At 73.6% G+C, this 23,586-nt stretch carries 18 protein-coding genes; 8 read left to right on the top strand and 10 right to left on the bottom strand.

Annotation, left to right across the window (positions count from 1 at the left end):
- The first annotated feature begins 77 nt into the window (after positions 1-77).
- Positions 78-1,190, top strand: coding sequence for a carboxylate-amine ligase (locus tag Cco03nite_RS26565; RefSeq protein ID WP_203694944.1), 1,113 nt, complete (start codon positions 78-80; stop codon positions 1,188-1,190).
- Between the two features lie 178 nt (positions 1,191-1,368).
- Positions 1,369-1,968 carry a nitroreductase family protein gene (locus Cco03nite_RS26560; RefSeq protein WP_203694968.1) on the top strand — a complete coding sequence of 200 codons (600 nt, stop codon included), beginning with the start codon at positions 1,369-1,371 and terminating at the stop codon, positions 1,966-1,968.
- Positions 1,969-1,980: 12 nt separating this feature from the next.
- On the opposite strand, the gene Cco03nite_RS26555 is transcribed toward Cco03nite_RS26560, so the two are convergent.
- On the bottom strand, positions 1,981-3,537 hold the full coding sequence (locus Cco03nite_RS26555; protein WP_203694943.1) for an NAD(P)-binding domain-containing protein: 1,557 nt from the start codon (positions 3,535-3,537) through the stop codon (positions 1,981-1,983).
- Between the two features lie 224 nt (positions 3,538-3,761).
- Here Cco03nite_RS26555 and Cco03nite_RS26550 point away from each other — a divergent pair, with 224 nt between their 5' ends.
- Positions 3,762-4,454, top strand: a complete 693-nt coding sequence (locus Cco03nite_RS26550; protein ID WP_203694942.1) for a DUF4386 domain-containing protein — start codon at positions 3,762-3,764, stop codon at positions 4,452-4,454.
- 81 nt (positions 4,455-4,535) lie between these two features.
- Here Cco03nite_RS26550 and Cco03nite_RS26545 read toward each other — a convergent pair whose 3' ends face one another.
- Positions 4,536-5,522 carry a hypothetical protein gene (locus Cco03nite_RS26545; RefSeq protein WP_203694941.1) on the bottom strand — a complete coding sequence of 329 codons (987 nt, stop codon included), beginning with the start codon at positions 5,520-5,522 and terminating at the stop codon, positions 4,536-4,538.
- A 177-nt stretch (positions 5,523-5,699) separates the two neighbouring features.
- On the opposite strand from Cco03nite_RS26545, the gene Cco03nite_RS26540 reads away from it, so the two are divergent.
- The 3 genes from Cco03nite_RS26540 to Cco03nite_RS26530 all read left to right on the top strand — a co-directional run bounded on the left by Cco03nite_RS26540 (position 5,700) and on the right by Cco03nite_RS26530 (position 8,403).
- Positions 5,700-6,182, top strand: a complete 483-nt coding sequence (locus Cco03nite_RS26540) for a hypothetical protein (RefSeq protein ID WP_203694940.1) — start codon at positions 5,700-5,702, stop codon at positions 6,180-6,182.
- Positions 6,183-6,331: 149 nt separating this feature from the next.
- Positions 6,332-6,910, top strand: a complete 579-nt coding sequence (locus tag Cco03nite_RS26535; protein WP_203694939.1) for a SigE family RNA polymerase sigma factor — start codon at positions 6,332-6,334, stop codon at positions 6,908-6,910.
- Positions 6,907-8,403: a WD40 repeat domain-containing protein gene (locus tag Cco03nite_RS26530; RefSeq protein WP_203694938.1), complete on the top strand. Its 1,497-nt coding sequence runs from the start codon at positions 6,907-6,909 to the stop codon at positions 8,401-8,403. The genes Cco03nite_RS26535 and Cco03nite_RS26530 overlap by 4 nt, the downstream gene beginning before the upstream one ends.
- On the opposite strand, the gene Cco03nite_RS26525 is transcribed toward Cco03nite_RS26530, so the two are convergent.
- The 4 genes from Cco03nite_RS26525 to Cco03nite_RS26510 form a co-directional block, all read right to left on the bottom strand.
- Positions 8,400-9,002, bottom strand: a complete 603-nt coding sequence (locus tag Cco03nite_RS26525; protein WP_203694937.1) for a hypothetical protein — start codon at positions 9,000-9,002, stop codon at positions 8,400-8,402. The two genes, Cco03nite_RS26530 and Cco03nite_RS26525, sit on opposite strands and share 4 nt — an antisense overlap.
- Positions 8,971-10,164 (bottom strand): aromatic ring-hydroxylating oxygenase subunit alpha, encoded by a 1,194-nt coding sequence (locus tag Cco03nite_RS26520; protein WP_203694936.1) that lies wholly within the window; start codon positions 10,162-10,164, stop codon positions 8,971-8,973. Before Cco03nite_RS26520 ends, Cco03nite_RS26525 begins: the two co-directional genes overlap by 32 nt.
- Positions 10,161-11,756: a phytoene desaturase family protein gene (locus Cco03nite_RS26515; protein WP_203694935.1), complete on the bottom strand. Its 1,596-nt coding sequence runs from the start codon at positions 11,754-11,756 to the stop codon at positions 10,161-10,163. Before Cco03nite_RS26515 ends, Cco03nite_RS26520 begins: the two co-directional genes overlap by 4 nt.
- A gap of 186 nt (positions 11,757-11,942) precedes the next feature.
- On the bottom strand, positions 11,943-12,797 hold the full coding sequence (locus Cco03nite_RS26510) for a class I SAM-dependent methyltransferase (RefSeq protein WP_203694934.1): 855 nt from the start codon (positions 12,795-12,797) through the stop codon (positions 11,943-11,945).
- Between the two features lie 131 nt (positions 12,798-12,928).
- Here Cco03nite_RS26510 and Cco03nite_RS26505 point away from each other — a divergent pair, with 131 nt between their 5' ends.
- On the top strand, positions 12,929-15,988 hold the full coding sequence (locus Cco03nite_RS26505; RefSeq protein WP_203694933.1) for an ATP-binding protein: 3,060 nt from the start codon (positions 12,929-12,931) through the stop codon (positions 15,986-15,988).
- Between the two features lie 90 nt (positions 15,989-16,078).
- Here Cco03nite_RS26505 and Cco03nite_RS26500 read toward each other — a convergent pair whose 3' ends face one another.
- Complete coding sequence (locus Cco03nite_RS26500) at positions 16,079-16,606, bottom strand: permease-like cell division protein FtsX (RefSeq protein WP_203694932.1); 528 nt, start codon at positions 16,604-16,606, stop codon at positions 16,079-16,081.
- A gap of 199 nt (positions 16,607-16,805) precedes the next feature.
- On the opposite strand from Cco03nite_RS26500, the gene Cco03nite_RS26495 reads away from it, so the two are divergent.
- Entirely contained in the window at positions 16,806-18,104 is a 1,299-nt protein-coding gene (locus Cco03nite_RS26495) for an outer membrane protein assembly factor BamB family protein (RefSeq protein ID WP_203694931.1), read from the top strand.
- A 55-nt stretch (positions 18,105-18,159) separates the two neighbouring features.
- On the opposite strand, the gene Cco03nite_RS26490 is transcribed toward Cco03nite_RS26495, so the two are convergent.
- The 3 genes from Cco03nite_RS26490 to Cco03nite_RS26480 all read right to left on the bottom strand — a co-directional run bounded on the left by Cco03nite_RS26490 (position 18,160) and on the right by Cco03nite_RS26480 (position 23,431).
- Positions 18,160-19,590: an RICIN domain-containing protein gene (locus Cco03nite_RS26490; protein WP_203694930.1), complete on the bottom strand. Its 1,431-nt coding sequence runs from the start codon at positions 19,588-19,590 to the stop codon at positions 18,160-18,162.
- An 18-nt stretch (positions 19,591-19,608) separates the two neighbouring features.
- Complete coding sequence (locus Cco03nite_RS26485; protein ID WP_203694929.1) at positions 19,609-21,027, bottom strand: pectinesterase family protein; 1,419 nt, start codon at positions 21,025-21,027, stop codon at positions 19,609-19,611.
- A gap of 181 nt (positions 21,028-21,208) precedes the next feature.
- On the bottom strand, positions 21,209-23,431 hold the full coding sequence (locus Cco03nite_RS26480; RefSeq protein ID WP_239167680.1) for a sigma-70 family RNA polymerase sigma factor: 2,223 nt from the start codon (positions 23,429-23,431) through the stop codon (positions 21,209-21,211).
- Positions 23,432-23,586 lie beyond the last annotated feature (155 nt).

The raw sequence follows: 23,586 nt of genomic DNA, 5'->3' as shown, positions 1-23,586 counted from the left end.
GCACTCCAGCCCTCGGTCCGGTTAGGCTCCCGGCGGCCGCAAACGCGGCCCCGCCGAGCCGGAGGGCCATCCCTGCCATGACCTCGACCCACCAGCCGACAGCAGCACCCCGGTTCGGGGTCGAGGAGGAGTTCCTCGTCGTCGACGCCGCCACCCGGGCCCCCGCGCCCCGCGCCGCCGAGGTCATCGAGAAGGCCGCCGCCACCCTCGGCGCGCGCATCTCCGGCGAGATCACCACCCTGCAGCTGGAGACCCGCACCGACCCCTGCACCACCCTCGACGAGCTCGCCGAGCAGGTCATCCAGGCCCGCCGCGTCACCGCCGCCGCCGCGCAGGCCGCCGGGCTGCGCCTGACGGCCACCGGCTCGGCCGCCGTGGCCGCGCCCGTGCCGCCGCCGATGACCACCGGACCCCGCCAGGACCGCGGCATCGCCACCTTCCGCGGCCTGCACGACGAGCTGGCCATCTGCGCCCTGCACGTCCACGTCGAGATGCCCGACCGCGACCACGCCGTCGCCGTGTCCAACCACCTGCGGCCGCACCTGCCGGTGCTGCTGACCCTGACCGCGAACTCGCCGTTCTGGGACGACCGCGACACCGGGTACGCCAGCTGGCGCACCATGACCTGGCCGCGCTGGCCGGTGGCGGGCCCGCCGCCGCGGTTCGACTCCGCCGCCCACTACGACCAGGTCGTCGACACCCTCCAGGCCGCCGGCGCCCTCGTCGACCGGGGCACCGTCTTCTGGGACGTACGCCCCTCGGCGAACCACCCCACCCTGGAGGTCCGCGTCGCCGACGCCGCGCTGACCGCCGGCGAGACCGTGCTGTACGCCGCCGTCGTCCGCGCCCTGGTCATGCACCTGTCCGACGCCGTCCGCCGCGGCGAGCCCGCCCCCGACGTCCCCGCCGAACTGCTGCGCGCCGCGTATTGGCGCGCGGCCCGCGACGGCCTGGACGGCGAGGGACTCGACCCGGTCACCGGCCGCCTGCACCCCGCCCCGGACCTGGTCCGGGCCCTGGTCGACCGGATCGCGCCCCAGCTGCACGCCAACGGCGAGCACGACCGGGTCACGGCGGGCCTGCAACGCCTGCTCGCCGGCGGCACGGGCGCCGCCCGGCAGCGTGCGGCCGCCCGCGACGGTGGCCTGCCCGCGGCCGTGGACTACGTCGTCGAGCAGACGGTCGGCTGAACACGGACACAGGTCGGGCGGTGGACGGCATTGGCGGCCGGTGAAAGTGGGCAATCCGGCGTAACCGCGACGGCCCGACGCCGGGCGATGCTGTACGGGAGCCGCAGACACCCCTGGAGGCCCCGTGCAAGCCGTCGCCACCACCCCGTTCCACCTGGACCGCCTCGAACCCGGCCAGATGAGCCGCGCCGCCCGCGACTTCGCCGAGCGGATGGCCGCCCGCCGCTCGGTGCGGCACTTCTCCCCCGACCCCGTCCCCATCGACGTCATCGAGCAGGCGGTACGCGCCGCGGCGACCGCCCCCAGCGGCGCGAACATCCAGCCGTGGCGCTTCGTGCTCGTCACCGACCCGCAGCGCAAACGGGCTCTGCGCCTGGCCGCCGAGGCCGAGGAGCGCGAGTTCTACGAGCGCCGCGCCCCGCGGCAGTGGCTGGACGCGGTCGCCGCGATGGGCACCGACTGGCAGAAGCCGTTCCTGGAGACGGCCCCGGTGGTCATCGTCGTGTTCGAGGTCCACCAGGGCCCGACCACGCCGAAGCCGTACTACGTCAAGGAGTCCGTCGGCATCGCGGTCGGCATGCTCGTCACCGCCCTGCACCTGGCCGGGCTGGCCACGCTGACGCACACGCCCAGCCCGATGCGGTTCCTCAACGAGATCTGCGAGCGCCCCGCCGAGGAGCGCCCGTACGTGGTGATGCCCGTCGGGCATCCCGCCGAGGGCGTCACCGTGCCCGCGCTGACCCGCAAGCCCCTGCCCGAGGTCCTGATCCACCGGTGACGGCCGGGGCCGTCACCGCGCCTGCAGGTCGCGGTCGAAGAACTCGCGCAGGGGCCGCACGTGCCGGTCCTCGCGCCGCCACTCGGCGAGCAGGTCCTCCAGCAGGTGCAGCTCCTCCACCAGCTCCGCGCCGCGGTAGCGGCGGATCACCGGGTGGATGAACGCGCTCTCGGCCGCCCGGTCCGGCTGCGGGTGCCGTTCGATGGCGAACACGTCGGAGTACTCGTCGCGGCCCCAGCGCAGCCCGAACGTGTAGTAGTGCGGCTCGTCGCCGAACCGGCTGACCGCGTACTGCTCGGGCAGGTCGTGGAAGTGCCGCACCGGCCCGCCGGCCGGGTCCACGACCAGCACGTCGACCAGGAACTCGAACTGCGTCCACAGCGCCGAGCTCCAGTTGACCCGGTCCAGCACCGCCGCCGTCAGCGCCGCGGCCTCCGGGCGCACCTGGTCGTGGGCCAGCGGCACGCCCTCGTACCGCTCGCGCAGCAGCTCGGTCAGGGTGCGCAGGTTGTACCGGAAGCCGTCGATGAACGCCGACGACGCCTTCTTGAAGTCCCGGTCCTGGGCCAGGGTCCCGGCGAAGTACAGCCCGTCCACGTCCACCGACTCCCAGCCGGGCCGGGTGGCCGGCATCCGCCCGTTCGGGGTCATGCCCGGCCGGCAGCTGTCGCTGAACGCGGACGTGTCCATGGCGAAGCCGGTGCAGCGCAGCACCGACTCGTACTCCATGACGGCGGTCTCCCCGTCGGCGTGGGTGTAGGTCAGGTGCACCTCGTACCGGTCGCCGACCGGGCGGATCTCGTCGATCACGCAGTCCAGCACCGAGTGCAGGGTCTTGAACTGGTAGCTGTCCAGCACCGCCCCGTGGTGGCCGCGCACGTCACCGGGGTGCTTGGTGTTCCACGCCAGCCGCACCGGCCGCGGGCTCGCCAGGTGGATCATCGCCGCGTGCCCGAGCAGCGCCGACGCCGTCTCGAACGCCGAGTTGCCCTTGCCGAGGATCAGCACCCGATGGTCGGCGTAGTCGGCCGGGTCGGTGCTCATCGCCTCGTAGCCGACCGCGTGCTCGATGCCGCGCACGTCCGGGATGTTGGGCCGCCCCCAGCCCGCGGCCCAGATCAGGCATTCGGCCGTCACGGTGCCGTCGGCGGTGTGCACGAAGAACCCGTCGCCGTCGCGGTCCACGCGCAGCACCTCGGTGCCGTAGCGGACGTTGAGCTTGTGGTGGCGGCCGAAGTCGCCCAGGTAGCGGACCATGTCGTCGGCGTGCGGGAAGTACTCCCGGCTGTAGTCGGCGAACGGCAGCTCGGCCGGGTCCTGCAGCAGCGAGTTCCAGTCCCAGCGCAGCCGGATCTCCGGGTCGGTGCTGGTCGTGTGGACCTTGTTGAGGGAGATGAGCTTGCGGTGGCGGGGGAAGTGCCGGAAGAACTCGGCGGGCTCCAGCGCCCGTTCCAGGGTCACGTAGTCGGCGCCGGCCTGCTGCAGGTAGTAGCTGAGCTGTAGGCCCGCGGGGCCCGCGCCGACGATGACGTAGCGGTGGCGGGCCTGCGCCGTGGTGCTGTCTGCCATGAACGCTCCTTTGTGGATGCTCATGACCATCGCAGGATCGATCACGTTCCGTCAATCTCTCCCGACCTCGCCGGCGGTGGCGATGTAAAGAATGTTTGACGCGATACGCGCCCGTGGCGTACCGTCAATATGTCAAAGATTCTAGACATGCGGGCCCGGCGGTCCGCTCCTCACCATGCGCCAGCAGCGATGACGCCAACCCACCAGCTTCCCGAAGGTGCCCCATGACAGACGTGAAACGCACCGCCCGCATCACCGGCCTGGCCTACCTCGGGCTGGCCGTCACCGGCTTCATCGGCTTCCTGTTCGTCCGCGACCAGCTCTACGTGCCCGGCGACGCCGCCGCCACCGCCGCGAACCTCATCGCCCACGAAGGCCTCGCCCGCGTCGGCATCGTCGCCGACCTCGCCATGGTCCTCACCCAGGCCGCCACCGCGGTCTGGTTCTGGCGGCTGTTCCGCCCCACCGCACCGGTCGCCGCCGGGTCGATCGCCGCGTTCGGCCTCGTCAACTCCGTGGTCGTGCTCGTCTCCACGATGTGCACGACCACCGCGCTCCAGGTCGCCCTGCGCGCCGACGCCGCATCGGCCGCGCAGGCGCTGCTGCTCTACGAGGTCAGCGGCGCCGCGTTCGCCCTCGGCGGCCTGTTCTTCGGCCTGTGGCTGATGCCGATGGGCTGGCTGGCGATCCGCTCCGGCTACATGCCCCGGCCGCTCGGCTGGATCCTCATCGCCGGCGGCGTCGGCTACCTGCTGAGCGTCCTGGCCGCGGTCCTCGCCCCCGACCTGCCCGCCGCGGTCACCGTGCTGGTCATACCCGCGACCGTCGGCGAGTTCTGGATGGTCGGCCACCTGCTGGTCAAGGGTGTGTCGAACCGGGCCGCCGTGAGCGCGCACCCGCAGGTCGCGGCCGCCTGACGAGCCGGAAGGAGATGCGCAGCGGCGCCGCGCTGGGTCGCGGCGCCGCTGCCGGAGTGAGGCTCGATGACGCGGTGCGGGTCAGTGCCGCAGCCGGTCGGACATCAGGCGGCGTACCGCGGCGGCGTCCCCGTCGCCCGCGCCGAAGCGCAGCGGGACGGTCTCGGCGTAGACCTCGCTCGTCTCGTACGCCCGGTCCTCCAGCTGCACCGCCTCCCAGTCGGCGGCGAGCCGCTCGGCGACGGTGAGGCCGCGCCTGCCGGACAGGAACAGCGTCTCGCCGTCGGAGTTGGCCTGCGCCGCGGCGACCAGCCCGATGCCGGGCACGTACGAGCGGCGTACCGGCGGGGCGAGCAGCGGGCTGAACTCCTCGACGATCAGCACGTCGTCGTAGCAGATGGCGGGCGCGCAGACCTCGTCGGCCGAGGTCCGGATGACCAGGCCGCACCGCAGCAGCCCGATCGCGGGCGCTTCGGCGCGCAGGTACGGCGGCTCGTCGCGGTCGGGGTCGCCGGGCACGACGATCCCGGCCCGTGCGCCCGCGACACCGGCGATCCAGGTTCCGGGCGCGCCCGCGGGCAGCTCGTTCTCGACCAGTTCCGGGTACTCGCCCAGTTGCCAGACGTTGCCGTGGTCGTCCTGGGCCTGGAAGACCAGCGCGGATTCGACGGCGGCTCCGTCGCGCCAGTCGCGCTGCCAGAGCACCCGGGCCCATACGCCGTCGATGTTCTTGACGAGGTCGGTGGCGGTGATGGTGACCAGGTGCGGCAGCAGCGCGCCGCCGTCGTTGGCGACGGCCTGCAGGGTGATCTCGGTGCCGGGCGGCAGTGGCTGGTGGGGGTTGTCGAGGTCGGCGGGGTCGCCGAAGTCGCGCGGCCGGAGGCGGGTCAGCGGCGGGCAGGGGCCGGGGTCGGCGGTCGCGGCCGGGGGCAGCACGGTGGCGGCGGGGCCGGTCGAGGGGTCGGGGGTGGCGTGCGCGGCGACGGGGGTCAGGGTGAGTGCGGCGGCGAGCGCGGCGGCCGGCAGCACTCCGCGTCGTGTCCGCCGTGGACGAGTGTCGTCGCGCATGGTCCCGCCCTCCACGGCCGTTAAACCCATTGGGTGCTTTTGCCCCATGTTCGGAGGGTAGGGGCAGCGAGAAGGCATCACCTACCGAGGTCACCCGTCCGCGAACCAGGTTGACCCTGACGTGGCGGAAGGCGGCACCGTCGGGGTACACCGCTGCACCAGCGACGAAGGAGTGCCATGACCACCGAACGCCCCGCCCGGCCCGCCCCCGGCGTCGACCGCGACATCTACCCGATGCCCGCGTTCGTGAAGTTCGAAGCCGCCGACCTGCCCGCCACGACCCGGTGGTACGAGGCCGCCGGGTTCGTGGTCCTCGCCGCCCTGCCCGGACCCGGCGGGTCCACGGCCCTGGTCCACCTGCGACGGCAGCGCCACCAGGACATCCTGCTCGTGCCCGCGCAGGCCGCGCCGCAGAGCGCGGGTCGGATCACGATGGCAGCCGGCGGCGACGACCTGCGGCTGCGCGCCGCCGACCTGGCCGCGGCCGGCGGCGGCACCGTCGCCGGCCCCTCCCCCACCCCGTGGCGCAGCGACGACCTGACGCTGACCGACCCCGACGGCAACGTCGTCGTGCTCACCGAACCCCGGCGGGCCGACATCGACGCCGACCCCGCATGGTCGGCGATGGTCCGCGACAGCGTCGGCCGCAAGGTCGCCTGACCCGCGACCCCCGCGGCGCCTGCCGCAGGTGGGCGCCGCGGGGCAGCACGCCCGCACAGCCGTCGCGATGCCGTGACCGGAAAAAAGTACGCTTCCCGTTCCCCCCGAACCCGGCACCGTCGGCGTCCACAGGACCATGGAGTGGCGAGATGCGCGATGACTGGACGCCGCCCGACGCGGGCACACCAGACGACCGGGCGGCGCGGTTCGAGGAGTTCGTCCGGGCCCGGACGGCGTCGCTGTGGCACGCGGCGTACCTGCTGACCGGCGACCGGCACCACGCCGAGGACCTGCTGCAGACCGCGCTGGAACGCACCGCGGTGCGGTGGGACCGCCTCGACCGGCCCGAGGCGTACGTGCGCAAAGTCCTCTACACCCAGGCCGTGTCCTGGTGGCGCAGGCGGCAACGGCGCGTGCCCGAGGTGCTCGTCGACGCGACCCCCGAGCCGGCCGGCGCGGCGGGCGAGCCGGAGGTGCGGATCGTGCTCGCGCAGGCCCTGCGCCGGCTCACGCCCAAGCAGCGCGCGGTCCTGGTGCTGCGCTACTACGAGGACTGCACCGAGGACGAGACCGCGCGGCTGCTCGGGGTCGCCCCCGGCACCGTCAAGAGCCAGACCCGGCACGCGCTGGGCCGGCTGCGCCAGCTCGCCCCCGAACTCGCGGGCCTGCTGGGCGAGCTGGACGGTGCGAGCGCGACCGGCCACGACGAGAAGGTGGTGACCCGATGAGCCTGCGCGAGCACCTGCGCGCCGTCGCCGAGACCGAACCGCCCCCGGCGCTGCCGGAGCACTTCTTCGCCCGCTCCCGCCGCAGAGCACGCCGTCGCCGCCTGGCCGGAACAGGACTGCTCGCGACGGCGGGCGTCGCCACCGCACTCGCCGTCACCAGCGACGGCGGCACCCGCGCGGTCCAGCCCGCCGCCCCGCCGGGGTTGTCCGGGCTGGGCGGCTCAGGGCTGGGCGGCCCGCTCGGCTGGGCGCTGCTGGCCGTGCTGCTGGTGCTGCTCGCCGTGCTGTGGCGGGACATGCCGGGCAGGTCGCTGGTGCGCCGCCTGGCCACGGCCGCGGTGGTCGGCGCGCTGCTGATCCTGGCCGCGCCGCCCGGCAGCGCGCTGTGGGGTGAGCCGCGAGGCAGGGTCGGGCTGCCCGACCGGCTGGCCGCACGGGATTCCTGGTGGTCGGCGGCGGAGCTGCAGCAGTCGCCGCCGGGGCCGGTCGCCCTGGTCTACAGCGGCCGGGCCACGCACGGCAACCTCGAGGAGGGGCGGCTGGTCCTGCTGGCCGCCGACGGCGACCGCTACCGGGTGCTGGACGTGTTCAGCGACCCGCTCGAGCAGATCGTGCACGAGGAGCTGGCGAGCACGTGGCCGGTCCTGTCGCCGGACGGCCGCCTGCTGTCGGCGGGCGGCTACGGCGTGTTCGACCTCGTCACCGGGGAGCAGGTGCACGGGCAGGGGTGGGAGTCGGTTCCCCGGGCGTGGTCCGCCGACGGCCGGCGCGTCGCCCGGGCGGCGGCCAATCCGGCCGACGGCGCGCAGACCGGCTGGCAGGTGCAGGATCTGGCGTCGGGGCGCACGCTGCGCACCGTCCCGTACGCCGAGCCGGGCGGCGGCGCCATGGCGGCCCTGTCCCCCGACGGGTCGCGTATCGCCGTCGAGCACGGCGACCGGATCGCGGTCTACCCGGTGGCCGGAGGTGAGCCGGTGACCTGGCCCCGCGACGGCTGGCGGCTCGGCGACAGCACCGCCTGGAGCCCCGACGGCCGACTGCTGGCGATGGTGCGCCGCACCGCGTGCGTCGGCTGCGGCCAGCCGACAGGCCCGAGCGAGGTGCGGGTCGTCGACGTCGAGACCGGAGCCGTGGTCACCGGCGGGGCGTTCGCACCGCTGCCCTCGGACATCCCCGTCCGGGTACAGGGCTGGCGTACACCGGAGCAGCTCGTGGTGCAGGTCGGCGGGGCGGTGGAGGTCTTCATGCTCGGCCGGGCCACACCGTCGCGGCTGCTCACCCTGCCCGCCGGCGTGTCCGCGATCGAGATCGCCACGAGCCGGCTGGCGGACCCGCTGCGCCCGGCGGAGCCGGCGACCTACGGGCCGCCGAACCTGTTCCTGTGGCTGACGCTCGGCATCTGCGGCATGCCGGTGCTGCTGGCGGCCGTCGGGGCCTGGTCGCTGTCGCGCCGGATGCGCGGCCGGTCCCGCCGGGGCGGGGACCCCGCCTAGAAGACGGCCCCCGCCAGCACGAAGAGGAACGGCAGGGCGCCCAGCGCCCAGCAGACGGCCGCGGTGCCCAGCACCGTCCCGTAGAACCGGCGCGGCCGGGCCGGACGCACCACGCGGTCGTCCGCCTCGGCCGCGGCGGGCGTCTGCTCGGGCAGCCGCGGGAACAGCAGGCCGGCCCAGGCGAGCACGGCGAGCGCGGGCAGTACCGCGATCAGCCACGCCACGTAGCTGCCCTTCGCGCCGCCGCCGCGGCCGCTGCTGAAGTCCGCGGGGACCTCCGCGCCGAGATACCAGGCCAGCACCGCGATCAGCACGGTGTACGCCAGCACCAGGGCGGCGTTGACCCAGCCCAGCCGCACCGACCGTCCCGCCTTGCGGGCCCAGAGCGGGTGCAGCGCCGCGCTGGCGAGGGTGGCCGCCGCGAGCGCGGTCAGCAGCACGTAGCCGGTGCTCTGCCAGCGCTGGTAGGCGTCGCGCAGCAGCGGGACGTCGTCGGCCAGGGCGCTGAGCCAGACCGTCGCGCCGACGGTGATCACGATGACGGCGAGGCTCAGCACCGCGCGCCGGTCACCGCCCCGGGGGGATGGGTCGGTAGTCACGGCCGGGATCGTACACAGCAAGGTCACCTGACGTCGCGGGCCCGCCGAGCACCCCGGCGGGGTCGCGGTATGCCCGCGCCAGCAGGGTCACCCAGTCGTAGATCGCGGTCTCGTTCGGCGCGAGCGGTCCCGGGGTGTAGTGCGGGGAGGACAGGCCGCGCTGCACCGACTCGCACGCCGCCCAGTCCTGCCGGTTGGTGACGTCCCAGAACTCGACCGCGTACGACGGGTCGGTGACGGTGTCGTCGAACAGCCACACGCACTCGACCGCGGTCCGGTCGGGCGCGAGCGGGGTCATCCGGTGCGCCATGACGTAGTCGGGGTGCAGCGACAGCAGCACGTTCGGGAACAGCCCCAGGTAGCGCACGGTGCGCCGGTCGACGCCGTCGAGCATCACCCCGCGCGAGCGCCCGTCGAGGGACATGGTCTCGGCGTGTTCGCGCAGCTCCATGGACCCGCCGAGCCAGTGGCCGGGCTCGTGCCAGTTGTCGCCGGAGTTGGGCGGGGTGACCGCGCACAGCTCCGGGTGGATCAGCGGGCAGTGGTAGCACTCGTGGTAGTTCTCGGCGATGACCTTCCAGTTCGCGGCGACCTCGTAGCGGTGCACGGCCTTGACGGTCAGCTTCTCCGGCGCGTACGGCGCGACCAGCGCGTCGAGGGTGCCCAGGTGCTCGCCGAACGGCATCGCGGCGCCGGTGGCGTTGACGAACACCCAGCCGTGCCAGTCGACGGCGGGCAGCTCGACCAGGCCGAACTGCTTGGCGGGGAAGTCGTCGCCCATGCGCGGCGCGGTCTTCAGCGCGCCGTCGAGGTCGTAGGACCAGCCGTGGTACGGGCACACGATCGCCCGGCGCTCGCAGGAGCCGCCGTCGGGCAGCAGCTCGTGGCCGCGGTGCCGGCACACGTTCGCGAACGCGCGCACCCCCTGGTCTGCGACGGTGACCACGACGGCGACGTCGCCGATGGTCACGGCGTGCTGGTTGCCGGCGGCGGCCAGCTGCGCCCGCCGCCCCAGGCACGTCCACGACCCGGCGAACAGGTGCCGCCGCTCCCAGGCCAGGACCGCCGGGTCGGTGTAGGCCTGCACGGGCAGCATCCGCGAGGTCCCGAACGGGCGCAGCGCGGCGTCGAGGCCGTCGGCGGGCAGCGGCGCGGCGGTCATCGCCGGCCCCGGCGGCCGGTGTCGCGCAGCACCTGCCGGACCACGTTGCGCCCCGGGATACCGGTGACCCCGCCACCCCCGTGCGTGGCGGAGCCGGCCTGGTAGAGGCCCTTGATCGGGGTACGCAGGTCCGCGTAGCCGGCCGCGGGGCGGCAGTGGAACATCTGCCCCGGGGTCAGCTCGCCGTGGAAGATGTTGCCGCCGACCAGGCCGTACTCGTGCTCCATCTCGTGCGGGCCGATGATCTGGCGGCCGATGACCGAGTCGGTGAACCCGGGCGCGACGGCCTCCATCCGCGCGACCAGGCGGTCGGCGTAGGCGTCCAGCTCGGCGGGGTGCGGCTCGGCGGCCCAGGTGTGCGGCACCCACTGGGTGAACATGCTGACCACGTGCTTACCCTCGGGCGCGAGGCTCGGGTCGAACACCGACGGGATGCACACGTCGGCGAACGGCAGCGTCGCCGCCCTGCCTGCGGCGGCCTCCTGGAACGCGGCCTCTACGTCGTCGAGGGACTCCGACAGCACGATCGTGCCGCCGTACACCGCCGGGTCGAACTCGGGGTGGCTGGCGAAGCTCGGCAGCCGGTCCACCGCGAAGTTGACCTTCACGGTGCCCGAGCGGGTCTGCCACGACTCGATGTCGGCGACGAAGTCACCGGGCAGGTCGGCGCGGTCCATCAGGCGCAGGAACGAGATCTTCGGATGCGCGGTGGTGATCACCGTCGGGGCGCTGAGCTGCTCGCCCGACTCCAGGGTCACGCCGGTGACCCGGCCGCCGGCGGTGTCGATGCGGGCCACGGCCGCCTCGGTGCGGATCTCGGCGCCGAAGGAGCGGGCGGACGCGGCCATCGCGGCGGTGACCCCGCCCATGCCGCCGCGCGGGAACCCCCAGGCCGCGGACTGGCCGCCGGTCTGGTCCAGGTGGTGGTGCAGGGTGACGAACGCGGTGCCGGCGCTGCGCGGGCCGCCCCAGGTGCCGATGACGCCCGACACCGACAGCAGGCCCCGCATCGCATCCGACTCGAACCGGTCCTCGACCAGGTCGGCGACGCTGGCGGTGAACAGCCGGGTCAGGTCGAACGCGGCCCGTACGTCGATGTTGCGCAGCGTCTTGAGCAGCGCCGCCTGGCCGAGCAGGTCCCCGGGGCGCTTGCTGCCGAGCTTCGGCGGGATGGCGTCCAGCAGCGGGCCGACCTTCGCGCCGAGCCCGCCCAGCCAGGACTCCCAGCGTTCGTAGGCGTCGGCGTCGGCCTTGGAGAACTTGGCGATCTCGTCGTGGCGGCGCTGCGGGTCGCTCGCCAGGTGCAGGTGGCGGCCGTCGCGGCGGGGCGCGAAGTAGGGGCCCTGCTCGTACACGTGGTAGCCGTGCTCGGCCAGGCGCAGGTCGCGCACCATGTCCGGCGGGAGCAGGCTCACCACGTAGGACAGGGAGGTGACGAGGAAGTCGGGGCCGAACGGGCGCTCGGACACGGCCGCACCGCCGACGGTGTGGCGGCGTTCCAGCACGACCACCTTCCGCCCGGCCCGCGCGAGGTACGCCGCGGCGACCAGCCCGTTGTGCCCACCACCGATGATGATCACGTCATGCGTCACGCTGAGAGTTTGACTGACTGACCACTCAGTTGGGAAGACCCTTGTTCACCACGCATTATTTATTACTATCGGTATCTGCGCTCGGCGACCAGGTCATGAGCTCACCACGGCGTGGCAAACCCCCAGCCCCGACACCGCGGGGCCGACCGGGACGGAGCGCCCGGTCGGACCCACGGGGCGCGGCCGTCAGCGGGTCGCCGACACCACGAGCATCTCGCAGGGCCCGACGAAGCCCTCCGGGCCCTCGAACGCCGCCAACTCGGCGGTGATCTCCGCCCAGGCCTCCTCCCGCTCCGCCGGCGACAGCCCGGCCAGCATCTGGTGCAGGGCGCCGAACGACTCCCGCTCGAACCGGACGCAGTCGGCCGCAGACGGCAGCCGCACCGGCGAGTCGACCACGTCGACGGTGATGTCGTGGAACCCGGCCCGGGCGAACGCCTCCTCCGCCGCACCCGGCGCACCGAGGCTGAACGGCCCCGGCTGGCCCGGCAGCGGCGGCGGCAGCGCGGCCCGCCGCCGGATGATCCCGACGGGCACGGAGAAGAAGCCGTTGCGGTCCGCGCCGGCGTAGACGACCGCCGCGACCCTGCCCCCGGGCCGCAGCGCGGTGCGCATCCCCGCCAGCGCCGCCTGCTGGTCCGGGAAGTAGATCAACCCGACCCGGGAGATGACCGCGTCGAACGACGCCTCCGGCACGTCCAGGCGCTCCCCGTCCAGTTCGGCGACCGCCACGTTGGCCAGCCCCGCCTCACGCGCGGAGCGCTCCGCGTACGCCAGGATCGCCGGCGAGATGTCGGTGGCCAGCACCTGCCCGGCCGGCCCGGCACGGTGCGCGGCGGCCAGCGCCTGCCCGCCCGCCCCGGCGGCCACGTCGAGAACCCGGCTGCCGGCGGTGATCCCCGCCGCGTCGAGCATCCTCTGCGTGGCCGCACCGAGCCAGTCCTCGATCAGCGGCCCCCACCGGTGCCAGGCCTCAGCGGCGTCCTGCCACTGCTGCCGGGTGGTGGACTTGTACACCTGCGGGTCGAACGTGGTCGTCACGGCTACTGCCCTCCGGAAATCATCGCCGGTCCTGTCCTGTCACTGCGATACGCGCCAGAACGGCACCCGCGACCGCCAGAAAACGCCTGGCACTTTCCGGCCGGACGCCGAAGCTGCGCGACAATGCCCGGGTGTCCACCTTCGTCGGCCGCCAAGACGCACTGTCCCGCCTCGCGGCCGCACTCGCCGCGACCGGTGGCTCGGGCTGGCGCCGGCCCGCACTTGCGCTGGTCAGCGGCGAGGCCGGGATCGGCAAGACCGCGCTGCTGGCCAGGTTCACCGCCGACGCCACCGCCGCGGGCGCCCGCACGGCCTGGGGCACCTGCTGGAACGGCGAGCAGGCACCGGCGTACTGGCCGTGGACCCAGGTGCTGCGCTGCCTGGACGACCACGGTCCGCAGGCGGGACCGGCGACCGTGCCCGCGGAAAGCCTGCTCGACGCGGGACCGGCGGGCGGCGACGGGGCCGGCGGCCGGCTGCGCGTCTTCGACGCGGTCGCCCGCGTGCTGGCGGCAGCCGTCCGTCAGGGACCCGTGGTGGTCGTGCTCGACGACCTCCACTGGACCGACGACGCCAGCCTGGAACTGCTGCGGTTCCTCACCGGTATGACCTATCCGGGCGCGCTGCTGCTGCTGGCCGCCTACCGCCCCGACGAACTCGCCGGCCCCGCCGCCACCACGATGACCGACGTGGCGCTGCCGGCCGAACGGCTGCCGCTGCGCGGCCTGTCCCCGCAGGAGATCACCGAACTGGTCCAGGCCGTCGCCGGCGCCGACGCCGCCGACCGGTGGGCCCCGGTGGTGCACGAACGCAGTGGCGGGCACCCGTTCTTCGCGGCCGAACTCAGCCGGCTGCTGTCCGACGGCCCTGCTTCCGGCACCGTGCCCGCCGCGGTACGCGAGGTCATCGCGCGCCGCACCTCCCGGCTGTCGGCCGACTGCGCCCGGCTGATCGAAGCCGCCACGGTCGGCACCGGCACGCTGCTGCCCGACGTGCTCGCCGAGGTCACCGAACAGCCGCCCGCCCGCATCGCGGAACTGACCGAGCAGGCCACCGCCGCCGGCATCCTCACCTGCGCCGCCGACGGGACCCGCTTCACCCACGACCTGTACCGCGAATCGATCTACTCGGCAATGTCCACCGCGCAGCGCCTGCACCTGCACGCGCGGTTCGCGGCCGCGCTAGAGCGCCGGCACGAGCGCGGCGGGACCGTGTTCGCGGCCGAGATCGCCCACCACTGCACCGCCGCCCTGCCGCACACCATCACCCCGGCACTGCTCTGGGCCCGCCGCGCCGCACAGATCGACGCCGAGCGGTACGCGTTCACCGACGCCGCCGCCCACCTCGGCCGCGTCCGCACGGCCGCCCTGGGCGCCGGCGCCGTCCTCGGCGACACCGACCACATCGACCTGCTCACCGCCGAAGCCGACCACCGCCTCCGCGCCGGCGACACCGCAACGGCACGCGACCTGCTCGACACCGCATGGCAGCGCGCCCGGCACACCGGCGAACCCGACCTGATCGGCGCGGTCGCGCTGGGCATCGACCGCATCGGCGCCCGCTTCGCCATGCCCCGCACCGACCTGATCGACCGCCTCGAGCAGGCCCACCACGCCCTCGCCGGCACCGCCACGGCCACCGAAGCACAGGTCACCGCCGCGCTCGCCCGGCAGCTGCAACACTCCGTGCCCGCCGACCGGCCCCGCGCCGCGCCGCTGGCCGAACACGCCATCGCCGTCGCCCGCCACGTCGGCGACCCGGCCACCCTCGCCGGCTGCCTGCTCGCCCAGCACGACGTCCTGTGGACGCCGGGCACCGCGACCCGCCGGGCCGAGATCGCCGGCGAGATCGGCGAACTGGCCCGGCAGGCCCACGACCCCGAACGCCAGACCCAGGCGCTGCTGCTCACCGCGACCGCGCAACTGGAGACCGCCAACCCGGCCTTCCGGGCGACCCTGCACGCCTACGACCACGCCGCCCGGCAACTGCGCCAACCCCGCCACGACTACAACCTGCACATCCGCCGCGCGGCGCTCGCCCTGCTCGACGGCGACCTGGCCGCCGGCGAGCAGCTCAGCGCCGAAGCCGCCGCGCTGGGCGAAGCCGTCGGCGACGCCGACGCCGGCAACGTGCGCATGTCGCAGCGCCTCGAAATCGTCCGGGCCCGCGGCGACGCGGCGCAACTGCGCGACACCGCCGCCGAAGCCGTCTCCTGGTGGGTCGGCGCACCGGCCCACGCCCACGCCGTGGCCGCCGGCTTCTACGCCCGCGCCGGCGACCTCGACCTCGCCAGACGCGAACTCGACACCGTGCTCGCACTGCCGGACTGGCGCACCGACCGGTCCTACCTGTGGTCGGTGTTCGTCGGCGAACTCGCCACCGCCGCCGTCGCCCTCGACGACCGCCCACTGTGCCGGCAGCTGCTCGGCGACCTGCTGCCACTGTCGGAGACCTGCGCCGTCAACGCGGCACTGGTCGCCTTCATGGGCGCGCACGCCCACCGGATCGGGTCGCTGCACGCGGCTCTCGCCGAGCCCGTCCCGGCCCGGCAGTGGCTGGGCCGCGCCGCCGAACTCCACCGGCGGCTGGGCGCCCGCGGCTGGCAGGCCGAGTCACACGCGGCGATCGCCGCCCTCGACACGCGGCCACGACAGCAGCCCCCGCCGCGCCACCGTGACAGCGAGGTGCCACTGCGGCGGATCGGCGACATGTGGCAGGCCGAGTACCACGGCCGGACCGCGTTCCTACGCGACTGCAAAGGGCTGCACGACCTCGCCGCACTGCTCGCCGCGCCGGGCGTCGACCATCCCGCGCTCACCCTGGCCGGGGCCGCCGCAGCCGACGCCGGCCGGGCCGACCCGGTGCTGGACCGCACGGCGCTGGCCGCCTACCGGCGACGGCTGGCGGCACTCGAGCAGGAGCTGGCCGACGCGGACGACGGCAACGACCTCGGCCGCCGGCACGCCGTGACCGACGAGCGCGAGCAGCTGCTGACCCAGCTGCGCCAGGCCACCCGCCCGGACGGCGACAGCCGGCCGCTGGGCGCGTCGGCGGCCGAGCGGGCCCGCAAGGCGGTCACCGCCCGCATCCGCGACGCGATCAGCCGAATCCGCGAGGCGCTACCTGAGCTGGCCGCGCACCTCGACCGGACCGTACGCACCGGCAACACGTGCCGTTACGACCCGCGTTGACAACGAGCGGGTCGGCCGTCAGCCCGCGACGACGAACGCGTAACAGTAGGGGCCGCGCGACAGTGCGCCGGGCCGGAACCGAGCCCGGAACTACAGCAGGTCGCCGCAGGAGAGCAGCGACTCGATGCCGTCGCCGCCCGGCATCCGGTAGACGACCACCGTGTCCACCCCCGCCATGTCCCTGATCGGCCTCAGCATCGCGCAGTCGAACTCCGGCGCGGCGACGTCGGCCAGCAACAGCGCCGGGATCTCCTCGACGGTGATGGACGCGGCCAGCTCCGGGCTGTCCTTGAACTGACTCTGGAACTTCTGGAACGCCTGCTCCCGGCTCTCGTACCGGACGGCCTCCACCGGGTCCAGGCCGGCCAGCGCCGACTGCAGGGCGGCCTGCTGCTCCGCGGTGATGGCGCGGTCCAGGTAGATGCTGACGAGGTACCGGTGTTCGGGCTCGCTCCAGCCCGAGAACATGATCACGGAGGTGAGCGTCCCGACGAGCACGGATACGGCGACGACGACCGGCAGGACCCAACCGCGCCGCCGGGGTGGCGCTTCGACGAGGTACGTCGGCTCGGCCTGCGACGGCGAATCCACGGACGGTCGTTCCATGAAGTCGGACATGGCCCCCAGTTCTACCAGTATCGAACTTTTCGCGGGGTCCCCGATCCGTCGCATCCGCCGCGGAACAGCGTCCAGATCGCGTGGCCCCGTCGACCTCGGCCGCCGGGGGGCCGCCGACAACCGGCGATGCCCGCCATGGCGTTCACCACCCGGCAGGCACGCCGGAACGGGTGCTCCGGCAGACCAGGAAGCGGTGACCGTGTACCAGCAGCCGGCCTCGAGCACGACCGCGGTGATCGACCTCGGCGCGGGCTGGCGGCAGCAGCCGTCCGAACGCGACCATCCCGGCGCGCGCACCCTGCTGCGGCCGGTGGCCGCCGCGGTCGCGGCCGCCCTGGTTTTCGCGCTGGGCGGCGCGGTCCCCGCCCGCCGCCTGCAGGAGGTGGCCACCGTCGCGCTCACCGCGCAGGGCGACTTCCAGGTCCTCGAAGATCTGCTGCTGGTACGCGGCGGCGACCGGCTCGCCGGATACAACCTCACCGACGGCTCACAGCGCTGGGACCTGCCGCTGCCGGGAACGGCGGGCGGCCCCATCATGCCCGTCGAGGCGGCACCGGGCATGATCCTGACGGCGATGGAGGACGCGGCCACGGGCCGCCGGACCACCTACGCCGTCGACGTCGCCGCCGGGGTGGTCCGCTGGCAGGACGAGCTGCCCATGATGGCGCTGGGCGACGTGGCGATCGCCGTCTGGTCGCCCGGCGAGGACCGGACGGACACGCGGATCACCGTCCGCGACGTGCGCACCGGGCAGCAGCGCTGGACCGTGCGGGGAGTGCTGCCGGCGCTCGACTACCCGGCGGTGATCCGCGGCCGGGACACGATGCCGATCTGGACGCTGCAAACCGGCGGCGAGCTGACCGAACGTGACCTCCGCGACGGGCGGGTGCTCCGCCGGCTCAGGCTGGACCTGGGCGCGGCCGTGCCCGTCAACCTGAGCATCTCCGGCGACGAGCTGATCGTCGAGACGGTGCTCGCCGGCGTGAAGACGACGGCGCGGTTCGCCACCGCCGACCTGTCGCCCGTCGCGCTGACGGCGCCGTACGTGTTCCGCACCGACTGCGGCGCTCACTGGTGCACGACGTCGCGCCCGGCCGCCGGGGGGCCGGTCGACGAGACGGGTGCGATCGTGGACAAGGAGACCGGCGAGGTGCGCGGACGCTTCGCCATGGGAAGCATCATCGTGCCGACGCCGCTGGGGCTGCTGGTGGCCGGTCCGGAACCGCGCGGGGACGGGCTGCCGGTCACCGCGCTGCTCGACCCGGCGACGGCCCGGCCGCTGGCGGACCTGACGGGGTGGGACCTGTACTCGGGCTCGACCGTCGGGGTGACGGTCCTGCTCCGCGGCAGAACGCACCGGCAGGTCGCGTGGCTGACGCCCGGCGGTCTTGAACTGACCCAGTTGCCCGTGCCGCCGGCCCGGTGCGCGTTCGCACCGCGGGCGATCGCGTGTCCGGCCGCCGCGAACAGCGTGACCGTGTGGCGGGTGACCGGCTGATCCACGAGCGGCGGACCGGCCGGCACCGTGTAGGGCGGTGCCGGCCGGTCCGGGCTCAGCCGATGTTGGCCTGCGGTCCGGCGTACGTGCGGAGCAGGTTCGGCACGTCGGCGGCCGCGTCGAGGGTGTAGGAGTAGAAGCTGCTCGGCGTGAACGCCGACCCGAGGGTCTGCTGCTTGCCGGTGCAGTTGACCATGATGCTGCCGCTCTGGCGCAGCTGCGCCGTCGAGTCGGGGTAGAACGGGTCCTTCACGTTCTCGAAGTAGCTGTTCTCCAGCACCATCTTCGTCGCGCCGCGGGCGTAGTTGCCGTACGAGGCCACGTTCTGCAGGTAGTTGTTGTACAGGTGGGCGTAGGCGACGTTGTCGGTGCTGGGGTTGCGCTGGTTGGTGTCCTTGATCCAGTTGTGGTGGATCGTCATGCGGGCGGTGACGTTCTCGGTCCAGCCGATGCCGAACGCCTTGTTGTTGCTGGACAGCACGTTCCAGGAGATCGTCAGGTAGCTGGTGTCCTTGCGGCTGTCGATCAGGCCGTCGTTCATCCGCGTGATCGTGTTGTGGTCGATCCAGACGTGGTCGGCGGTGTCCATCTGGATCCCGTCGTAGTCGTAGACCTTGTCGTCGGGGTCGTCGTCGGCCATCTGCGTGTCGCGGATGGTCAGGTTGCGGATGATGACGTTGCGTACGCCGGTGCCGAGGAAGAACCCGCCGCCGACGATGTGCCCGCTGGTGCCCACGCCGACGATGGTCTTGTTCGAGGCGACGCGCAGCTCGGTGCCCTTGGGCGTGACGGTGATCGCGCCGCTGACCCGGATGACGTACGGCTCGCTCGCGGTGACGTAGCGCTGCAGGTCGGCGAAGGTGCTGACGGTGACGGTCGCGCCGGCCGCGCCGCCGGTGGTGCCGCCGCCGGTCGAGGCGAACCCGTCCGGGGTGTTCGACCAGGTGCGGCCGCCGGCGCCGGTGAACGCCCACTGCTTGTTGCTGTTGGCGGTGCACGTCTCCTGGATGATCTGCGCACCGTTGGCCGTGGAGGCGTCCTTGAGGCTGACGCACAGCCCCGAGTGCACGCTGATGATCTGGTACGTGTTCGTGCCGCTGGCGACCAGGCGCCACTGCTGGTTGGCCTGGCTGGACACGCACCCGTACTGCTGCAGCTGCACGCCCGAGGTCGTGGACCAGCCGGGCACGTCGACGCACTTGCCGCTGCTGACGTTGACGAGCTGGTAGTTGGAGCCCACCGCGGTCAGCCGGAACTGCTGCCACGGCGAGTTCGCGGTGCAGCCCCACTGCTGCAGCAGCGCGCCGTTGTCCGCCGAAGCGCCCGGCACGTCGACGCACTTGCCGCTCTTGGTCACCACCAGCTGGTAGGCGACGCCCGTCGCCGGTGCGGCCTGGGCGGGTGAGGACGGCAGGCCGACGAGGGCGGCGAGCATGGTCGCGGCGAGGGCCGCGGGGGCGTACCGCCTGGTTCTGGTCTTGGTCATGGTCTTGTCTCCTGAAGGTCAGCCGACCGGGTTCCAGCCGTCGGTGCCGGCCAGATACTTCTGCGGGGTGTAGTTCGGGGCGGCGGCGTCCGACAGCTGCGGGCGGTTGCCGTTGCTGCCCGCGCCGGAGCCGGTGTTGCGGTATTCGACAAAGCGCGCGTTCTGCCACGTGTTGCCGGACATGTCGGTCCACGGCTGGGCGGTGCGGATCGTCGCCGACAGGTTCGACTCGCGGAACAGGACCTGCGCGGCGGGCCCCCACGGGCGGCCGAGCTGGGTGACGCCGTTGGCGGTCCCGGTGATCGTGCAGCGGTAGACGAGGATGCCGTAGGCGTTGGCCGGGTCGGTGCGGGCCGCGGTGATCGGGCCGCCGCTGGTGCGCTTCTCGTGGATCGTGCTGGCGTTGAACACCGCGGTGCCGCTGCCGAAGATGAAGTCGACGGTGCCTTCGACGTACGAGTTCACGATGTAGGCGCGGTAGTTGTTGAGCAGCAGCGTGTCCTGGTTGCCGAGGAACCGGACGTTGTCGAAGACGGCTCGGTCGCCGTTGAGGTTCGCGGCCACGGCCTGGCTGCCCTCGCCGTAGTCGTTGGCGATCGTCAGGTTCGCGGCGCGGAAGTCCTTGCCGTTGACGAACACGGTCGCGCTGCCGGAGGTGCCCCACCCACCCGCGGAGCTGTGGTTGTTGACGATGACCGTGCCGCTCGCCGACCCGCCCAGGCCCTGCAGGGTGATGTTGGGTTTGTTCGACGGGATGGTGACGATCTCGCGGTAGGTGCCGGCCTTGATGGTGATGACCTGGCGGGTGGTGCTGCCCGCGGGCACGGCGTCGACGGCGGCCTGCACCGTGCGGTACTGGCCGGTGCCGTCGGCGGCGACGGTCGCGGCGGTGCCGCCGCCGACGCCGGTGAACGCCCACTGCTTGTTGCTGTTGGCGGTGCACGTCTCCTGGATGATCTGCGCACCGTTGGCGGTCGAGGCGTCCTTGAGGCTGACGCACAGCCCCGAATGGACACTGATGATCTGGTACGTGTTCGTGCCGCTGGCGACCAGACGCCACTGCTGGTTGGCCTGGCTGGACACGCACCCGTACTGCTGCAGCTGCACACCTGAGGTCGTCGACCACCCGGGCACGTCGACGCACTTGCCGCTGCTCACGTTCACCAGCTGGTAGTTCGACCCGGCCGCGGTCAGCCGGAACTGCTGCCACGGCGAGTTCGCGGTGCAGCCCCACTGCTGCAGCAGCGCGCCGTTGTCCGCCGAAGCCCCCGGCACGTCGACGCACTTGCCGCTCTTGGTCACCACCAGCTGGTACGCCACTCCCGTGGCCGGAGCCGCCTGCGCCGGGGACGCGGCCGCTGCCACGACCACCCCCGACGCGGCGACGGTGAGCGCCAGGGCGAGCCACCGCCCCGCTCTTCGTACTGTTGCTGTCACGACGATCCCTCCTTCTCGAACGGTCAGGCCCCCGGCGCCCGGAGTCGGGATCGGCCCTTGTTTCGATACGGAGACGGCACGGCGTCAGCGGTGATAACAGAAACCGGCGGATTTTCTCGCCGGTTCCGACAAAGTCCGCGCACCTCGCACGCCCACGGTGGCGTGCCCCACGCTGGGGTCCTCAGCTCGCCGGTGGCGGCGAGGGTGCGGTCGCGGCGGTCATCGACGCGCCCATGGTCTTGTCCTTGCGGTTGAGCAGGAACGTCGTCGTCGGCAGCTGACCGGACGGGGTGCGCTCGCCGCGGGCGGTGGACGGGTCGCCGCTGCGCAGCACGGTCGTCACCCAGCCGCTCTGGCCCCAGGAGTTGCCCGTGTCGTCGACGCCGCCGCCGACCTGCACGTCACGGGCGTTGGCCAGGGCCAGGTTGTTGCGCAGCCGCGCCGAGGAGTACAGGAACGCGAACCCGGTCGCGCCGTTGCGGAAGGCGGTGTTGTTGGTGACGGTGAGCCGCCCCGCGTTGCTCGCCTCGGTGAACCCGTAGCCGGCGTTGTCCCAGGACGCGTTGTCGACCACGACGTGCGCGACGGCCGGGGCGGGTTCGCCGCCGCCGAGTTTGATGCCGTTGCCCGGCCCGTTGAACGAGGCGATGTCCCACCGGTTGTGGCCGTTGCCGTAGGCCCAGTTGCTGGTGACGGTGACCGGGTCGGTGAAGTTGCTCAGGTCCAGGCCGTCGCCGGAGTTCTCCGCGAACCGGTTGCCGCGTACGACGTTGCCGGGGCCGGAGCCGTTCTTGATGGACAGGCCGTCGGCGCTGCCGCCCCGGTCGACGGTGTCGTGGTTGCGGGCGAAGTCGCTGTCGAGGACCTGGTTGCCCTGCGTGCCCGCGTCGCGCAGCATCAGCGCGGTGTTCCCGTTGTCGTGCAGCCGCAGGCGGCGGAACACGTTGTCGCGGCACGAGCTGCAGACGTAGGCGTGGCTGGGCGCGTTGCGCATCTCCAGGCCCTGCACGGTCCAGTACCCGCCGGTCTGGGAGATCAGCCACCGGCCGCCCGGCAGTGCGGAGCCGTCGATGACGGGCCGCTCCCCGATCAGGTTGCTGACGGTGATGCGCCGGGCCGCGGTGCCGCTGGTGGTGATCTCGACGGTCTGCGTGGGCCGGTGCGTGCCCGCGCGCAGTGCGATGACCTGCCCGGGGCGTACCGCCTGCACCGCTTTGGCCAGAGTGGCGTAGGGCCGGGCGGCGCTGCCGGGGCCGGAGTCGTCGCCGTCCACCGCGACGTAGATGTCCGCGCTCTGCACGCCCTCGGCCGTCACCACGTGGCGGGCCGGTGCGGGCGCCGCCGACGATGACGGCGTGGCGGACGGCTCCGCAGGTGCGGCGCTGGTCGCGGGCGCGGCCTGCGGCGGAGGACCCGGCTCGGTCGGCGGGGTGGCCGGTGGCGTGGTCGCGGTGACGGCCAGCACGGCGGCGGTGGCGGCGGCGACCCCGGCTCCGGCCGTGCCGACGACCTTCAGATTGACGTATCCGACGACGCGCCGCATCACCTCCACCGCCACGGCCGCCGCGCCGCTCGTCGCGCCGGTACCTCCCGACGTTGCTACCAACTCCGGGAGCCGGGCTGCAAGCACGGCGGGCACCGGTGCCAGCCATGGCAGGGCCAGTACCCGTACCGCGGGCACGCCGCGGCGGCCGGCGAGCAGGCATACGTCGCAGTCGGTCACGTGCCGGCCGAGGCGTTTGAGCCAGCGGGGCTCGGCGGTGCGGTCCCAGGCCGCGGCTGCCTCATCGAGTCCGGGGCAGCGTTGGGCGGACCGCAGGGCGCGCAGCACGGTCAGCGCCAGGTCGAGGCGGGCCCGCATGCGCTGGACCCGGACGGCGGTGTGCGCCGGGCTCAGCGAGAGCGCGGCGGCGACCTCGGCGCGGGTCATCGTCCCGGCGACCTCCTGCGACCACAGTGCCAGGGTCTGCCGCTCGGCCGGGTTGAGGAATCCGGTGGCCTGCGCGATCAGGCGCAGTTCGCGGTCGAGGTCGACGCGGTCCTCGGCCAGGCCGGCGACGTCGGTGTCGGGGTCGGGCGACTCGGCGGCCCCGACGCCGAGGTCGATCGGCTGGGTGGCGCGGGCGCGCTGGCGGGCCAGGCGGCGGGTGCGTTCCTGGATCTGGCTGACCGCGATGGACACCAGCCAGGACTTGAACCCGGCGGCGTCGCGCAGCCCGCGCAGGTGCCGGACCGCGCGCAGCATCGTCTCCTGCACGACGTCGTCGACGTCGGGGTCGCCGCCCAGTGCGCGGCGGACCACCGCGTACACCAGGGGCAGGTGGTCGCCGAGCAGGGCCTCCAGGGCATGCCGGTCGCCTGCGCGGGCGGCGGCCACGCGCGCGGCATCCGCCGTCGGGGACAAGGCGACTCCTCGGTACGCGTACCGCGACCGGGCCGGTCGGCACGTGCCCGACATGGTGACACTCATGAATGTTCGTTGTAAAGCCGAACTAAGGTTCGCCGGACAACCCGGGCATGGCGCCGGCCCCCGGTCGACACCGGGGGCCGGCGTACGCA

The sequence above is a fragment of the Catellatospora coxensis genome, from assembly GCF_016862635.1.
Classification (GTDB): Bacteria; Actinomycetota; Actinomycetes; order Mycobacteriales; family Micromonosporaceae; genus Catellatospora; species Catellatospora coxensis.
Note: the sequence above shows the minus strand (reverse complement) of the source record. Positions and strands in the feature narration are given on the sequence as shown.

Coding starts and splice junctions, on each gene's coding strand:
- Cco03nite_RS26565 (WP_203694944.1), top strand. CDS start 78: ATGACCTCGACCCACCAGCCGACAGCAGCACCCCGGTTCGGGGTCGAG.
- Cco03nite_RS26560 (WP_203694968.1), top strand. CDS start 1,369: ATGAGCCGCGCCGCCCGCGACTTCGCCGAGCGGATGGCCGCCCGCCGC.
- Cco03nite_RS26555 (WP_203694943.1), bottom strand. CDS start 3,537: ATGGCAGACAGCACCACGGCGCAGGCCCGCCACCGCTACGTCATCGTC.
- Cco03nite_RS26550 (WP_203694942.1), top strand. CDS start 3,762: ATGACAGACGTGAAACGCACCGCCCGCATCACCGGCCTGGCCTACCTC.
- Cco03nite_RS26545 (WP_203694941.1), bottom strand. CDS start 5,522: ATGCGCGACGACACTCGTCCACGGCGGACACGACGCGGAGTGCTGCCG.
- Cco03nite_RS26540 (WP_203694940.1), top strand. CDS start 5,700: ATGACCACCGAACGCCCCGCCCGGCCCGCCCCCGGCGTCGACCGCGAC.
- Cco03nite_RS26535 (WP_203694939.1), top strand. CDS start 6,332: ATGCGCGATGACTGGACGCCGCCCGACGCGGGCACACCAGACGACCGG.
- Cco03nite_RS26530 (WP_203694938.1), top strand. CDS start 6,907: ATGAGCCTGCGCGAGCACCTGCGCGCCGTCGCCGAGACCGAACCGCCC.
- Cco03nite_RS26520 (WP_203694936.1), bottom strand. CDS start 10,164: ATGACCGCCGCGCCGCTGCCCGCCGACGGCCTCGACGCCGCGCTGCGC.
- Cco03nite_RS26500 (WP_203694932.1), bottom strand. CDS start 16,606: ATGTCCGACTTCATGGAACGACCGTCCGTGGATTCGCCGTCGCAGGCC.
- Cco03nite_RS26490 (WP_203694930.1), bottom strand. CDS start 19,590: ATGACCAAGACCAGAACCAGGCGGTACGCCCCCGCGGCCCTCGCCGCG.